Annotated in this window: 8 protein-coding genes; 6 read left to right on the top strand and 2 right to left on the bottom strand. The window is 44.6% G+C overall.

Features of this window, described 5'->3' with window-relative positions:
* Complete coding sequence (locus tag AC1MBV_RS03725; protein ID WP_480947528.1) at window positions 1-3,075, bottom strand: DEAD/DEAH box helicase; 3,075 nt, start codon at window positions 3,073-3,075, stop codon at window positions 1-3.
* Between the two features lie 618 nt (window positions 3,076-3,693).
* On the opposite strand from AC1MBV_RS03725, the gene AC1MBV_RS03720 reads away from it, so the two are divergent.
* Together AC1MBV_RS03720 and lipA are read left to right on the top strand one after the other, a co-directional pair.
* Entirely contained in the window at window positions 3,694-4,515 is an 822-nt protein-coding gene (locus AC1MBV_RS03720) for a lipoate--protein ligase family protein (RefSeq protein WP_480947527.1), read from the top strand.
* A 39-nt stretch (window positions 4,516-4,554) separates the two neighbouring features.
* Window positions 4,555-5,484 (top strand): lipoyl synthase, encoded by a 930-nt coding sequence (lipA, locus tag AC1MBV_RS03715; RefSeq protein WP_255746905.1) that lies wholly within the window; start codon window positions 4,555-4,557, stop codon window positions 5,482-5,484.
* 45 nt (window positions 5,485-5,529) lie between these two features.
* On the opposite strand, the gene gltC is transcribed toward lipA, so the two are convergent.
* A complete protein-coding gene (gltC, locus tag AC1MBV_RS03710) occupies window positions 5,530-6,453 on the bottom strand; it encodes a glutamate biosynthesis transcriptional regulator GltC (RefSeq protein ID WP_480947526.1) in 924 nt (307 codons plus the stop codon).
* Window positions 6,454-6,623: 170 nt separating this feature from the next.
* On the opposite strand from gltC, the gene gltB reads away from it, so the two are divergent.
* From gltB to AC1MBV_RS03690, 4 genes are all read left to right on the top strand, one after another.
* Window positions 6,624-11,171: a glutamate synthase large subunit gene (gltB, locus tag AC1MBV_RS03705; RefSeq protein ID WP_370645930.1), complete on the top strand. Its 4,548-nt coding sequence runs from the start codon at window positions 6,624-6,626 to the stop codon at window positions 11,169-11,171.
* 54 nt (window positions 11,172-11,225) lie between these two features.
* Window positions 11,226-12,686, top strand: coding sequence for a glutamate synthase subunit beta (locus AC1MBV_RS03700; protein ID WP_255746908.1), 1,461 nt, complete (start codon window positions 11,226-11,228; stop codon window positions 12,684-12,686).
* A gap of 323 nt (window positions 12,687-13,009) precedes the next feature.
* Entirely contained in the window at window positions 13,010-14,527 is a 1,518-nt protein-coding gene (locus AC1MBV_RS03695; protein WP_255746909.1) for a Ppx/GppA phosphatase family protein, read from the top strand.
* A gap of 4 nt (window positions 14,528-14,531) precedes the next feature.
* On the top strand, window positions 14,532-16,685 hold the full coding sequence (locus tag AC1MBV_RS03690; protein ID WP_255746910.1) for an RNA degradosome polyphosphate kinase: 2,154 nt from the start codon (window positions 14,532-14,534) through the stop codon (window positions 16,683-16,685).
* Window positions 16,686-16,762: the final 77 nt, after the last annotated feature.

Below are 16,762 nucleotides of genomic sequence, written 5' to 3'. Positions count from 1 at the left end.
TTACACCACTCCTTCATGTAATTGAATCAGATTTAACAGTTCCTGATCGCTCATTTCAGTCAGCCAGGACTCCCCGCCGCTGAGAATCTGTTTTTGCAAGCTCTTCTTTCGCTCGATCAACTGATCAATTCGTTCTTCAAGCGTTCCTTCACAGATTAGTTTATAGACATAGACATTGCGTTCTTGACCAATCCGGTAGGCTCTGTCGGTAGCCTGTTCTTCAACAGCCGGATTCCACCAACGATCATAGTGGATCACATATCCTGCTTCTGTCAAATTAATTCCTACTCCGCCGGCCTTGAGTGAAAGGATAAAAAGTGTCTTCTTATGATCGGGATTCTGAAATTTATCGATCATTTTCTGGCGCTGTTCGGCACTTAAGGAACCGTGAAGGAAGAAAACCTGAGCATCCGGATATTTTTGCTGTACTTCTTCAAGCAGTAGTTTCCCCATTTTTACATATTGAGTAAAAAGAAGAACCTTCTCATCCTGTTCAAAAAGTGGATCAAGTATTTGAAACAATAAATCAAGTTTACCGGACGTCTGGTCGCTGGTTGCAGACGGATCGCTGACTAATGAAGGATGGTCGCATACCTGCTTCAGTTTGGTCAGCGTCGACAAAATCAGGCCTTTTCTCTGGATTCCGCCTGTCTCCGCGACGTTCTTTTTCAATCTGTTGACTATGGATTGGTAAAGTGATGCTTGATTTTTTGTCAAGTTGCAGATCCTTTTTGCTTCAACCTTTTCCGGCAGATCACGAATAATCTTTTTATCTGTTTTTTCACGTCGAAGGAGAAAAGGACGAATCATTTGGGTGAGCTGACGTCCTTTAGATCGGTTGTTTTTCTTCTCAATCGGATGAATAAACTGAGTTCGGAAACGTTCAAGTGATCCGAGATAGCCCGGATTCAAGAAATCCATAATCGACCAAAGTTCTTCAAGACGATTTTCAATAGGCGTACCCGTCAATACAAGACGATGTGCGGTCTGAATCGGGCGTAATGCACGCGTTTTTTGAGCGTGCGGATTTTTGATCGCCTGCGCTTCATCAAGAATGACACAGCTCCAATTGTAGCCCAGCATTTCGCTGGCTTCTTTTGTGTATATTGCATAACTGGTCACGACGACATCGCATGCGCGAAGGCGCGCGTGGAACGATTTTCCGCGCAAACGATCCGTACCGTGATGAATATACAGATCAAGCTGAGGCGAAAATGTCGCGCATTCATGCTTCCAGTTCGCAACGAGCGAGGTCGGACAAATAATCAGAGCAGGTCCTTTTGGAAGGGCGGAATCAGAAAGTGAATCTTCGGGATGCTGCTTGATATAATCCAAATAGGCGATTGCTTGAACCGTTTTACCCAGTCCCATATCATCGGCAAGACATCCTCCGACATGTTGGCGGCGCAAATTAACGAGCCATGTATAGCCTCGTTTCTGGTAGGAACGCAGACTGCCGACAAATGCATCGGGCAGCTGAACGCTGCGGGCAGGCTTTTTTAATAATTGGCTCAGATAATTGCCGATTTCCGAATCAAGATGAATATTGATTCGGCCGTTTCGTTTGCGGCGGCGGGTTGCCTCAATTTTCATCGCTGCAGAAACACTCGGCTTCTTATCAAATAGGCTGAGCGCATCTTCCATTTCTTCGTAAGCCTTCATCATTTGATTAACAGGCAAATGGATCCACTGATTTCCTTGATAGATAAACGGTTGATTGGCGCGGACAAGCTGCCTGAATTCATCGGTACTTAATTGAATATCTCCAATTGCAATACGCCAATCATAAGTGATCAGCGAATCTAAGCTGAACAGTGACGCCTCATTTCCATTTTTTTTCTGATGAATATCCAAATCAACAGTTACTGACGGAGCATCTTGAATCGCGACATTTTCCGGAAAGACGACAAGGATCGAGGCGTCTGCAAGGATATGTTCGTATTGATAGAGTTCTGAGAGCTCATGTATTGAGATGCAGCCGTCAGCGACGCCCTTGAACAACGAAACGATTGATTCCGGTATTTGCCCTTTTATCCGATCGAAACATTGGGACAGCCAATTTTCTTGGGTGAGCGAGACCGGACCGGCAGTCTCTTCAGGTGAACGCTCTGCAAGTCTGCCATTTTGCCAGCCGGAAATTTTGATTGTGTAGTCCCAAATGGATGACGCAGAAAACAAATTGTCTGCATTCGCAGGCTTAAGGATTATTTTCGCTGTTTCCGGAACAAAATAGGCTTCAGTTTGTTCACGTTTATAGTTCAACAGTGCCTGCTCCCATGAACCTGACTGCTCAGACGCAACAGGGCGGACCCATCCTGCAAGTTCAAATTCTAACTGATCCATTTGTTCGATCTGTTGCTGGTCATGAAGGATCATCCATGGTTTGTCTGTTCCAGTAAGAGGACTGCCGCTTTTGAGTTGATTCAGAAATGAATCGTGATCACTATTCTCAAGCTCAATCAGCTGATTGCTTAAATCTGTCTTTTGATTGGAACGAATCATGGCGTTCAACCAATAGATGACAATTAGGTAAACCCATTGCTGCACCTTCTGATCCTGCAGCTCATCTATTGAGAATGCGAGGCGCGGCAACCGGCTCAGCCAATCGGCAAACAACCCGCTATCAGTGAGAACGCGGGCATCGGGTATCCATTGACAGAAATAGCATTGCTCATCTTTTCCACGCTTCAGATGATAGAAAAAGGGATAAAAAAGTCCATTTTCTAATAGACTATCTATAGTTTCTGATATTTGGCGAAACCATTGTACAGTGAGTCCGGGTAAAATGCCCTTTTGATCTTCCCGAATAACCCCGTCATGGATCAAACGAAAGACACCGGCCATCGGCATAATAGCGCCGTCAACGTCAGCGTCGCTCTTACCATCAATAAACTTCGCTTTATAAGGGAAAAAAGGATATGAGGATGCTTCGCTCAGCCATTCCGGAATCTCCGCGTTGTCTGCGGAGCGGTTCGGAAAGGGCAGGACTTCACCATTCATGTCAGTAAACCAAATAAAAAAGTTCCATGAATTCTCAATATGAGGAATAAAAGTCATTTGAAGAAATCGATCCATCCAGTAAGATCTCCTTAAAAAGTTGGTGATGTTAAACAATCATATTGTTTATTGGCTCATTTACCACCGGGTTGATGAACGATGGGGAAAAGCTTTCATACTTCGAGCCATCAAATCGGCACATTTTTCAGCAAGCTGAAAGATGTGAAGAGCAAATTAGGCTTTTCACGAATAGGTCAATAATATAGTACGAACAACAAAATCCTGCAACAAAGCCAAAAATAAAAACTGAAATCAAAATTCTATATTATATAGAAACAACTGGCCATAGATTTAATGATTTAGACCATTGAATGCTTGCATTTGCATAAAATTACTATCCTATAAGTGTATCATAGCGATCATTAAGAAGATACTTCAATTCCTGATAATCAGCTGACGAGATGGATAGGCACATGCAATTTTATTGAATTCTTGTTATGATAAACAGAGAAGTTAATTGAGCGCTGTATAACATTATGGCACAGATGGTGATGAAACTATACTTGTAAGGTTCATAATATTGTTAGCGCTAACATTTTCTGTGTACACAGATTTAACGATGAGTTCTAATTATTGAGTGTTTTAAATAACACGGGAATGATGTGTTGGAGCCAGAAAGTAAAGGCGGGATTGCAAATGAAAGAGAAAGAGTGGTATTTTATTGATTCAGGCGTCAATTCACCGGCGTATAACATGGCACTTGATGAATATCTGCTTGAATGCGGCGCAAAGGGCAGGAAGCAGCCAGTCCTTCGTTTCTATGGCTGGAATCCTCCGGGGCTCTCCATTGGCTACTTTCAAAAGACTGATGGAAAAATTGATTGGGAAGGAACAAAGGCACATCACATTGCATGCGTACGTCGCTTGACTGGTGGGCGCGCCGTGCTCCACCATAATGAACTCACTTATAGTGTCATTATTTCTGAAAATGATCCGGACATGCCGCACTCAGTTGTCGGGGCTTACAGGGTTTTGTCCAAAGGATTGCTCGAAGGATTCAGAGCGATGGGATTAAGTGCGGATCTTGCCATCCCCGAAAAAAAGCCGGGCAGTGCCCATTCACCAGTGTGTTTTGAGGAAGCATCCTGGTATGAACTGGTCGTTGAAGGACGGAAGGCTGCAGGAAGCGCACAGACAAGGCAGAAGGGAATGATCCTTCAGCATGGATCAATTCCGATCTCAGTTAATGAAGACGAACTCTTTGATTGTTTTTATTATGCAAACGCCAAGTTGAAGGAGCGGGCAAAACGGGCCTTTTCCGGTAAGGCGGTTGCACTGGAAGATCTACTGGGGCGAAGCGTTGACTTAGAGGAAGTCAAAGAGGCCTTCCATCACGGTTTTGAAGAAGGATTGGATATCAAGCTTCAGCCACTGATACTGACTGAAGACGATGAGCGAAACGTCTTGGCACTGGCAGAACAAAAGTATGAAACAGACCAATGGAATAAATCCAGGTAAGCGCAAAGCGGTCATTGAAAAACGCGAGGGGGAATAACAGTGGAAAAGCACGGATCCTATTTGAGAAAACCTGATTGGCTCAAGATACGAATCAATACGAATCAGGACTATCGCGGTATTAAACATCTGATGAGGGAAGAGAGCTTGCACACGGTTTGTGAGGAAGCAAAATGCCCAAATATTCATGAATGCTGGGCAACCCGCCGGACTGCGACATTTATGATTCTAGGTGACGTATGTACGAGAGGATGCCGTTTTTGTGCGGTCAAAACTGGCAGACCGACAGAACTGGATCTCCGCGAACCGGAACGTGTCGCAGATTCAGTATGCAAGATGCGTCTGCGTCATGTCGTTGTGACCGCAGTGGCCCGAGACGATCTCAAGGATGGCGGTGCATTTGTTTTCGCAGAAACTATTCGTGCGATCCGAAGAAAGGCACCCTATTGCACCATTGAAGTATTGCCTTCAGACATGAAAGGCGATGATGAAAGTATTCTGACGCTCATGGATGCAAAACCGGATATTTTCGATCATAATATTGAAACGGTTCGAAGACTTACGAAACGTGTTCGTGCAATCGCCACCTACGATCGCTCACTCGCGGTTTTGAAACGGGTAAAGGAACTGAGCCCAAATACACCTGTAAAATCAAGTATTATGGTCGGTCTTGGTGAAACTAAAGAAGAGATTCTTGAGGCAATGGATGATTTGCTTGCGAATCATGTGGATATCATGGTGATCGGCCAATATTTGCAGCCGACTCGAAAGCATCTGGATGTCATCCGTTACTATACACCGGAAGAATTCGATGAGCTTAAGGAAATCGCACTTGCAAAAGGTTTCAGACACTGTGAAGCGGGACCTCTGGCCCGTTCATCTTATCATGCTGATGAACAAGTTGGAGAGGATTCACGTCGCCGTCATGACGAATTGATTCGTCAATCTGAAAAAGAAACCGGAACTGAATAATAATACATCAGAGCGCCGCGTCTTGTTTACTTCAGACGCGGCACTTTATTGCCCGAAACGATGCAATCGTTCATAAAAGTCGTCAATAAAGGATGAAAAAAGCTGCTCGGAAGGAGCGAGATCACGATCGCGCGGCCGTATCACGCCAACGGAACGCGATATTTTCGGAGTGCTGAGTGCAAGAGCAGTGACGTCGTCCGGAAGATTATATGCGGCAGCATTTTCAGGCATTAAGGCAATACCGAAATTGGATGAGACTAGGCTCTTAATTGTGTCCATGTCCTCACCTTCAAAAACGATATTCGGAGTAAATCCGGCCTGTCTGCACGCATCACGGAATAATTCTTGAAGGGAAAGCTTGCTGCGAAATGTGATAAATCGTTCGTTTTTGAGTTGGCTCAGCGGAATTGATCCATGTCCGGCTTTTTTATGCTGTTTCGGCATGAGAAGAACCATTCGCTCCGTATAAAGGATGCTGCTGCGTACAACGTCATGGTGCTTCGGAACCGGCGAAGCAAAGGCAAGATCGATGCTGCCCTGTTCAATCAATTTAATTAGGTAGGGGACCGTGCCCTGATGGAGCTGGAAATCAATGCCTGGGTGTATGTCATGAAATTTTTGCAAAACAATAGGCAAGGTGTGTACCGACAAACTTGTTGAAATTCCAAGTCGGATCAATCCCGTTTCAGGATTAAGGTATTCTTTAATCTTTTTTTGAGCTTTTTCAAATTCAATTAATCCCCGTTCCGCATGTTGCAGAAATATTTTTCCTGCTTGCGTAAGTTGAATGTTGCGCCCTTTGCGCGAAAAAAGAGCAACGCCGAGTTCGTCCTCAAGCAGCGCAATCTGACGGCTGATCGCGGATTGCGCGACATGCAAAGCTTCAGATGCTTGTGTTATATGTTCCCTTGTTGCCGCTTCTATAAAATATTGAATCTGCCTTAATTCCATTATTCGCACACCATTCATCTAAAATTGAGATTGATTTATTCTAAATTATATATTGTAAAGATTGATATTGAAAGAGTAAAATTAAATCACCATACTTTTGGCCTAATAAAGAGATAAAAAATACGTTTTCAGAAAACTCACACAGATATGATGCGTGATTGCGAACAGAAGGAAGGATGAGGTTTATGATGAGCAAAGTTCAGACGAGAGAGAAACCGGAAGGACTTTACCGCCCGGAATTTGAACATGATGCATGCGGAATCGGTATGTACGCGGATATTAAAGGGCGTGCGTCTAATGAGATTGTCAAGACTGCGCTGGAGATGCTGGCAAGGCTCGATCACAGAGCCGGTAAGGCTGCCGATGGAAAAACAGGCGACGGAGCCGGAATTTTGGTTCAAATTCCCGACCGTTATTTTCAGGAAGTATGCGACTTTGAGCTTCCCCCTGTAGGACATTATGGTGTCGGCATGTTTTTTATGCCCCAGGATCGTTCGAGCCGATTGGTTGCAATCGGCAAAATTAAAGCCTGCATTGCTGCACGAAATCTAAGAATATACGGCGAGCGCGATGTTCCAATCGACGAAAACGAAATCAGCCGTTTGGCAAGAAGCAAGGCGCCATATATGTACCAAATGTTTATCGGCACGGCGAATCAAGACGCAGGGCCGGTACTGGATTCGAAATTGTATTTGCTTAGAAAAGCCATTGAAGCAAAACTTAATGATGAAATATATGTTGCCAGCCTCTCAAGCCAAACTCTTGTTTATAAAGGTATGCTTCGGGCAAAAGAGGTTTCGGCTTTTTATACAGACTTGCAGGATGAACGCTTTGTTTCAGCGCTTGCCTTAGTCCATTCACGGTACAGCACAAATACCTTCCCAAGCTGGGAACGAGCCCACCCAAACCGGATGATTGTACACAATGGAGAAATCAATACAATTCGCGGCAATATGAGCTGGTTTAATGCCAAAGCGAAACGTTTAAATGACGGAAAACTTCCTCAGATTATTGATCCTGAGGGCAGTGATTCGGCTATTTTTGATAATGTACTCGAATTTTTAACCTATCATGGTTTTTCACTTCCACATGCGGTAATGATGATGGTACCTGAGCCTTGGGAGGGAGATAACGGACTCCCTGATTATCTGCGTGACTTCTATGAATTTCATAGCAGAACGATGGAACCATGGGACGGTCCTATGGCACTTGGATTCTGTAATGGAAAACAAATTGGAGCAATTCTCGATCGCAACGGCCTCAGACCGGCACGCTATTACATCACGAATGACGATAAAGTTGTATTCTCGTCTGAAGTAGGTGTCGCCGATCTGAAACCAGAAAACATTCGAGAACGCTGTCATCTGAAACCGGGCCAGCTGCTGCTCATCGATACCGAAAAAGGGCGTATTGTACCGAGCGATGAGTTGAAGAAAGAAATCTGTTCATCGATTCATTACGCGGATCTTCTGAAAAAATCGGTAATCAAGCTAAACGGACAGCATGGAACCGGGGTACTTCTTCCCGACAGTAAGCGTCTTTTTCAACAAAAAGTGTTTGGCTATACCTATGAAGACGCAACGAAAGCCATTCAGCCTATGGCGGAACAAGGAAAGGAACCAACCGGTTCGATGGGCAATGACACACCGCTCGCGGTCTTGTCCAATAAGTCGCAATTGTTATTTGATTACTTTAAGCAGTGGTTCTCACAAGTAACAAATCCGCCGATCGATGCCATTCGAGAGGCACGGGTGATGTCGAAAATAACATGGCTTGGCCCGCAAATCAGCTTACTTGAACCAAGCAAGCATGTGACATCGCAAATTCGGTTGAAGCACCCAATCCTTGATCGAAAGGCATTTCAGGATCTTCAACACCAAGAATTAAAAACGCGTACGGTCGCACTGACTTATCTTGCCGAAGAGGGCAAATTCGGACTTTCCAAAGCAGTGGATCAGCTGATTCTGCATGTGGACGAAATGATCCATGATGATGTGTCGTTGATTATTCTTTCGGATCGGGATGTGGATCAAAATCATTTGCCGATTCCGTCTCTTCTTGCGGTCAGTGCGTTGCATCATCATTTAATCAATCAGGGAACACGGCCGCAAATCAGTTTGATTGTTGATTCAGGCGAACCGAGAGACAGTCATCAGGTAGCCGCATTACTTGGCTATGGAGCCGATGCCATTCATCCGTATTTGGCACTTAATACCGTTCATTCTTTAATTAAATCGAATCATTTGGATCTGTCCGAGGAAAAAGCGGAGCAAAATTACATTAAAGCACTCGTTGGCGGTATCGTAAAAATCATGTCTAAAGTAGGCATTTCGTCAATTCAAAGTTATCGTGGAGCGCAGACGTTTGAAGCGCTTGGTTTGTCAAATGCTCTTATTGATAAATATTTTAAGGGCACGGTATCACAGATCGGCGGTATTGGGCTGGAAGAAATTGAGACGGAAACCTTGTTGCGCCATAAAAAGGCTGTTGAGGAATGCCTACAAGGAGAAATGAAGCCATTGGACCCAGGCAGTACAATGCAATGGCGCCAAGGCGGGGAACAGCATAAAATTGAACCGCTGATTGTGCATACGCTTCAGCAGGCAGCACGGACAAACGATTATCAATTGTATAAAGACTATAAAAAAATGGTAGACAAAGCGCCGTTCTCGACCATTCGGAGCTTGCTGACTTTTGAAAAGGATCGAAAGCCGATCTCTCTTGAAGAGGTTGAACCTGTTGAAAACATTCTGAGACGGTTTAAAACCGGTGCAATGTCCTACGGATCGATCAGCAAAGAAGCACATGAAGCAATGGCGATTGCAATGAATCGTATCGGCGGGAAAAGCAACAGTGGTGAAGGTGGCGAGGATGCCGATCGATTTACGCATGATCAGAACGGCGACTGGCGCCGCAGCGCAATAAAACAAGTAGCATCAGCACGTTTTGGGGTAACAAGCTATTACCTCTCTGAAGCAGACGAACTGCAGATTAAGATGGCACAAGGTGCAAAGCCCGGTGAAGGCGGACAGTTGCCTGCCGGCAAAGTATATCCTTGGATCGCCCGCACCCGTCATGCAACAACAGGGGTTGCTCTAATTTCACCGCCGCCGCATCATGACATCTATTCAATTGAAGATTTGGCGCAATTGATCTATGACTTGAAGTCTAGTAATCCAAAGGCGAGAATCAGCGTTAAATTGGTTGCGAAAGGCGGAGTCGGTACCATTGCTGCGGGTGTTGCTAAAGGGAAAGCTGACGTAATTCTGATCAGCGGACATGACGGCGGGACTGGCGCAGCATCCAAAACAAGTATTAAGCATGCCGGACTTCCATGGGAAATCGGACTTGCCGAAGCGCATCAAACCTTGATGAAAAACGGTTTGCGTGATCGTGTTCGTCTTGAAACTGATGGGAAATTGATGACGGGGCGCGATGTTTTGATTGCTGCTTGTCTCGGTGCGGAAGAGTTCGGTTTCGCTACGGCACCGCTTGTGGTTCTCGGTTGCCTGATGATGCGCGCGTGTCACCTTGATTCATGTCCTGTCGGCATCGCAACGCAAAATCCGGAATTGCGCAAGAATTTTATGGGCAATCCGGATCACATTGTTCATTTTATGACGTTTATTGCTCAGGATATTCGTGAACAATTGGCTGAACTGGGATATCGTTCGCTTAATGAAGTCATTGGACAGGCGCATTTGCTCAGAATTAAAAAAGAAGTACACAGTCACTGGAAAGCACGCACATTGGATCTCTCCGACCTGCTTTATCAGGCAGAAAGCGATGTTTCCAAACGCTACTTCGCCCGCGCTCAAGAGCACCACGTCGAGCGCCGTTTTGACGAACGTAATTTGGTTGCCACCTGTCTGCCGACGATTGAAAACAAGCGTCCGGTGCAACTTGTCTATAAATTAAAGAATTCCGACCGAACCGTCGGATCGACACTTGGCTATTTCATTTCACGTTCGACCGGAGGTAAGGGCTTGCCTGAAGACACTATTACTTTGTCCTTTACCGGGAGTGCCGGACAGAGTTTTGCGGCATTCATTCCGAAAGGTGTAACGATGATCTTGACGGGAGATGCCAATGATTATGTCGGCAAAGGACTGTCGGGAGGAAAAGTAGTTATTAAGTCAGAAGAGCTTGAGGGTGTTGATTCAGATTCCCAAGCAATGATGGGAAATGTTGCCTTGTTTGGCGCAACGAGCGGTGAAGCTTATGTGCGCGGTACCGCCGGCGGACGTTTTTGCGTGCGCAACAGCGGGGCTAAGGCTGTTGTCGAAGGAGTCGGCGAGAACGGTTGTGAATATATGACCGGAGGCAGGGTTGTCGTCCTTGGTGCAATCGGAAGAAATTTTGCTGCTGGAATGTCCGGCGGTGTTGCTTATGTTCTTCCTGATGGTGAACGTGATCAGCTGATTCCTCTAATTAATAAGGAATTGGTAAATATCGAACCGCTCACGGATAAGCAGGAGCAGGATGAGGTTTATCAGTTGATTAAGAATCATTTGGATCATACCGGCAGTCCGAAAGCCAAAAAAGTACTCATGAACTGGAAAGAATCCATCCAACGAATGATCAAGATTATTCCGCGCGACTACGAAGCAATACTTGAACAAATTGCGCGGTATGAATCGCAGGGATTGACCGGAGAACAAGCCAAGGAGCAAGCGTTCTACTTGAAAAAGCAAGGAAATTTAAGTGTGCGCAATTCCACTTATTTACCGGTTTGAGTTCAAGACGCCGACTTTTGCAGCGGACAAATTTTGAAAGGATGAAGTTTACCTATGGGACAATTAATGGGTTTCCTGAATATAGAGAAAAAGAATCAAAAAGAACGCAAGCCGGTTGAACGTGTGCATGACTGGGGCGAATATAAAATTCCATTGGTGGAAAAGGATGCAAAAGAGCAAGCGGCACGCTGCATGGATTGCGGTATTCCTTACTGTCAAATTGGTACCACAATAAACAGAGGTACAACCGGATGCCCCATCCACAATCTAATTCCTGAGTGGAATGACCTTGTTTATCATGGGCTTTGGAAGGAAGCTTATGACCGTCTGGCGAAAACAAATAATTTTCCTGAATTTACATCGAAAGCCTGTCCTGCTCCATGTGAAGGATCATGTACCGCAGGCTTTGTCAGTGATCCGGTTTCGATTAAATCCATAGAGCGAGCAATTATCGACCGTGCCTTTGAAGAAGGATGGGTCGTACCGAAACCGCCGAAACGGCGTACGGGCAAAAAGGTCGCTGTGATCGGATCAGGACCTGCGGGGCTCGCCTGCGCAGACCAATTAAATAAAATTGGTCATGAGGTGACTGTTTTTGAACGATCGGATCGTCCAGGCGGTTTGCTGATGTATGGTATTCCAAGCATGAAAATTGAAAAGGATGTCGTAGACCGTCGCGTTCATTTGCTTGAAGAAGAAGGTATTCTTTTTAGAACAAATGCGGATGTAGGAAACACAGTCAGCGTCGAAGCGCTAAAAGAAAACTATGATGCAGTGATTCTCTGCACAGGCGCAGGCAAGCATCGTGAGGTGTCGATCGAGGGTCGCGAATTGAAGGGTATTTCACCGGCAATGCAGTATTTGACTGCAAGCAATCGTCACCTGCTCTATGGCGAAGCGCTAAAGCCTGATTTCGATGCAAAGGGAAAACATGTGATTGTGATCGGTGGCGGAGATACAGGCGAAGATTGTGTGGCAACGGCAATTCGTCAAGAATGCAAAAGTGTTGTTCAGTTTGGCAAACACGGCAAGCTTCCAACTCAACGCATGGCCAATAATCCGTGGCCGGAGCATCCAAATGTTTTCTCGGTGGATTATGCTTATGAAGAGGCTGAAGAGGTACTTGGAAAGGATCCGCGTGAATACTATGTTGAAACGCAGAAATTTATTGGAAATTCCGATGGACATGTGCAGGAGCTGATCACCGGTTCATTTAAGAAAGATACGGATGATGCAGCTAAAAAAAGCTGGAAGGCCGATCTTGTGCTCATCGCCATTGGTTTCCAAGGCACTGAAGACAAAATATTTGAGGATTTCAAAGTAACTAAAGACGCCTCAGGCCGTGTGATCGAAACGGATTCACGCAGCTACCAGACAAGCCAGGAAGGTATCTTTGCAGCGGGCGATGTTCGCCGTGGAGCAAGCTTGATTGTATGGGCGATTGAAGAGGGGCGCAAAGCAGCGGCTGCCGTTGATCTTTATTTGGATAAGAAATTGTCTTTGCTTCACAAATAAATCATTTCATAAATAGTTCATTGTGAAATTCATCATTCATAAAAGCCGACATTTGTCGGCTTTTTTCTAATTCATGTGATGTGAAACGACTATGTTGTTTACCGTTCATGAATAAACCAATAAATTGTATGAACAACAAAATCCTTTAAAACCTAATTCAAAAATATCTGATCTTTATTTTGAAGCGACAAATTTCGCATTGTTTCGACGTAAAATTTTTGTAAATTATAGAAACGGCTCCTCATACAGAGTGAAATATACCGTATAATAAGAAATAAGTGTTTGAATTTGGAAAAAGAGATTAAGGTTATGGGGTGAGGACGGTGGCGAGACATAAACTGTTCGCATCGATCACAGTTGGGCTGCAGACGCTTGTTCTAAAAATTGCCGATCTGACCAAAATGTCGATCGTTGAGTACGTTAAAGCTGACGTTTCAATTGGCGCGGATATTTATAACCACAGGATGATTGAATTTCAAACGGTTGATCAGGCTTGCCGTCAATTGGCCGGATTTGTACAAATTTTGGATGATTACGGCGTTACCAATTATCGTGCTGTCGCAGCAAGTTCGGTTCAAGAGGCGAGAAACGCTGAATATGTAAAGGAACAAATCCGAATTAAAACCGGCCTCAATGTTGAATGGCTGGCGAATGCTGAGGAGCGTTTTCTTCATAATCAGGCTGTCGCTTATAACACGGATACGTTCAGCGACTTGATCCAACAAGGCACCATGATGATCGACATCGGATCGGGCAGCATGCAATTGACCGTGTATAATGCTGGCCATTTTATTTTTTCTCGAAATATCAAGCTTGGTCCGCTTCGTATCCGTGAATTGCTTGGTGACTTGGAAAGTAAAACCGGTGATTTTGTGGAAATTATGGAGGATTATATTCGTAGTAAAATTGATGGTTATCATCAATTTGCCCCAAAAGGAGTCGCAATTCGCAACTTTGTGCTGGTCGGTACCGATCTGCTCGCGTTTAAACAAGCGTTTATGAGCGGAAGCGACGAGATAATCAGCCGTCAACGTTTCGATGATTTATATCAGCATATCTTGACCATTCCTCCTCAGGTGTTGGCCAAGGAATTTACGTTGCCCTACGATTCAGCATCGCAGCTGCTTCCATCTGCTATGATCTTGAAGATGACACTGGAGATTACAGGAGCCGAAAGCATTATTCTTTCGGATGCCGATCTGGCCGATGGGATTATTGTTCATGAATTATTACAAATGCATAAGAATATTTTGGATCACTCGTTTACAGAGGACATCATTGTTTCTGCTCGAAATATTTCTGTACGCTATAATTGCGACACGGAGCATATTAACAGTGTTGAAAATTTTGCCCTTCACTTATTTGATCGGTTGAAACGGCTGCACGGTCTGAATAAAAGGGACAGACTTCTTTTACAGCTTGCTGCAATTTTGCAAGATACTGGGAGTTACATTGATATGAACGCCCACTATATACATTCTTACTACATTATTCAATCGTCGGAAATCATCGGCATCTCAGAAAATGAACGGGATATCATTGCTAATATCGCGCGCTATCATAGCGCGGAGACGCCGTCGAGCAACTCGTCTGCTTTTCGGAAGCTTCCTACGACAAGCAGACTGATTGCTGCAAAGCTTGCGGCGCTGTTAAGAATTGCTGATGCACTGGATGACAGCCGTCAGCAAAAGGTGGAGCGTATCGCTGTTTCATTGAAAAACGATCAAGTCACAATTACTGCCCGCTCTGATGATGACCTTTCACTGGAAAAGCAGACGTTTAAAGAAAAAGCGGCTTATTTTGAAGAAGTATTTGGATTGAAACCGATTTTAAGAGGATAGGTGGATGGCAATGGATAATTTTGATCGTGAGGAATATTTCAGCAATCGTGAGTTAAGCTGGCTGCTTTTTAACGAGCGAGTGCTTGAGGAGGCGAGAGATAAAGATAATCCGCTGCTCGAACGGATAAAATTCTTATCAATCACAGCAAGTAATTTGGACGAGTTCTTTATGGTGCGAGTCGCGTCTTTGATTGATATGGTCAACGTAGGCTATAACAAACCGGATGCCTCTGGCTTAAGGGCAGATCAGCAGTTGTCAGCGATCAGCGCCAAGGCTCATCAAATGATCAATCAACAGTATACGACTTATAATCGAATGCTGAAGAAGATGCTTAACGAGAATAAGATTCATATTCTGGATATAGACGAACTCTCCCAGAAACAGCTTGATTTTATTGACCATTATTTTAACCGAGAAGTTTATCCGGTTCTGACACCGATGGCAGTCGATTCGTCGCGTCCTTTTCCGCTGATTTTAAATAAAAGTATCAACATCGCGGCGTTTATTCATAAAAAGGACAGCAAAGCGTCTCAAAGCGAATTTGTTACTGTTCAGGTACCAAACGTGCTGCCGCGCGTTGTTAAGCTTCCGGATCGCGAAGGACATACAAGCTTTATTTTGCTTGAAAACATCATTCGAAGGCATCTTAATCAGCTCTTTGTTGGTTATGAGCTTGATGAAGCATCATGTTACCGCGTTATGCGTGATATGGATCTTGAAGTGGATGAAGAGGACACGGAGGATTTGCTGAAAGAAATTGAGAAACAGCTAAGGCTTCGTGAACGAGGCAATGTCATTCATCTTGATGTGGAGGCGGGAATCAGTGAACGCCTCGTGACCAAGCTGTTTGATCGGCTTTCAGTCAGCGCTGACAATGTATATCGGGTTAACGGTCCCATCGACCTTACCTTTTTATCAAAGCTTGCCGGACAAATCAAAGAGCCGGGCGACATGGTTTATCCGCCGCATCGTCCGTTTGTCCACTATGAATTGCTGGAGCATTCCATTTTTCATGCCATGCGTGCAGGAGATATTTTTCTCCACCATCCGTACGAATCGTTTGATCCGGTGATTGAGCTGATTCGGCAAGCCTCAAGAGATCGTCACGTGCTTGCCATTAAAATGACTCTGTACCGTGTTTCAGGAAATTCTCCAATCATTCGTTATTTGGAAAAGGCAGCTGAGAATGGCAAGCAGGTGACCGTACTCGTTGAACTGAAGGCGAGATTTGACGAAGAAAATAATATTAACTGGGCACAGAAGCTGGAGAAAACCGGCTGTCATGTTATCTATGGACTGGTCGGATTGAAAACGCATTGCAAGATGGCGCTCGTTGTGCGCAGAGAAGAAGACGGTATTAAACGTTACATGCACTTTGGAACAGGCAACTATAACGATATCACTGCTCATTTTTATACCGACATGGGCCTTTTGACTTGCAACGAGCAGATGGGTATTGATGCATCCAATGTATTCAACATGCTTTCCGGTTACTCAGAACCTCCTTATTTTCATAAATTGGTGATTGCACCTCTATGGCTGCGTAACAGTCTGCTCGATTTAATTGATACGGAAATCAAGAATGCGCAAAGCGGCAAACCTGCGTTTATTCGTGCAAAGATGAATGCATTGTCGGATGAAGGCATTATCAAAGCCTTATATCGAGCATCGGCAGCAGGCGTGGACATTCAGTTGCTTGTTCGAGGTATCTGCTGCCTTCGAACAGGTATACCAGGTGTGAGCGACCGGATAGAAGTTCATTCGATCGTTGGTCGTTATCTTGAACACAGTCGAATCTATCTATTCGGCAACGGAGGCGAGACTCTGGCCTTTCTTGCAAGCGCAGATTTGATGCCGAGAAACTTAAATCGACGTGTCGAGCTAATGTTTCCTATCGAGGATGAGCAAATTAAAACAACAATTATTGACCTGTTTGATTTAATGATGAGAGACAATGTGAAGACGCGTGTGCTTGGCAGTGACCATCGTTATGAGAAGCCGGATCGACGAGGGAAAATTCCGTTCAATGTTCAGGAGCATCTGGCAAAACTTGCAGAGCAGCGAACCATTCGTCGTGATCATTCGCTTCGAGAAAAACGAACCTTTACACCAATTAAAGGGCACACGAACGAATCAATTGATCCGGAAGATGAGTAAATAGAATAAAATAAAAAAATATCCTAAAATGTTCGAGAGGCATTTTCCCTTGTCACTGGTGCTTTTTTGCCAAACAA

It is taken from the genome of Sporolactobacillus sp. PKPK-6 (genome assembly GCF_056678885.1).
Note: the sequence above shows the minus strand (reverse complement) of the source record. Positions and strands in the feature narration are given on the sequence as shown.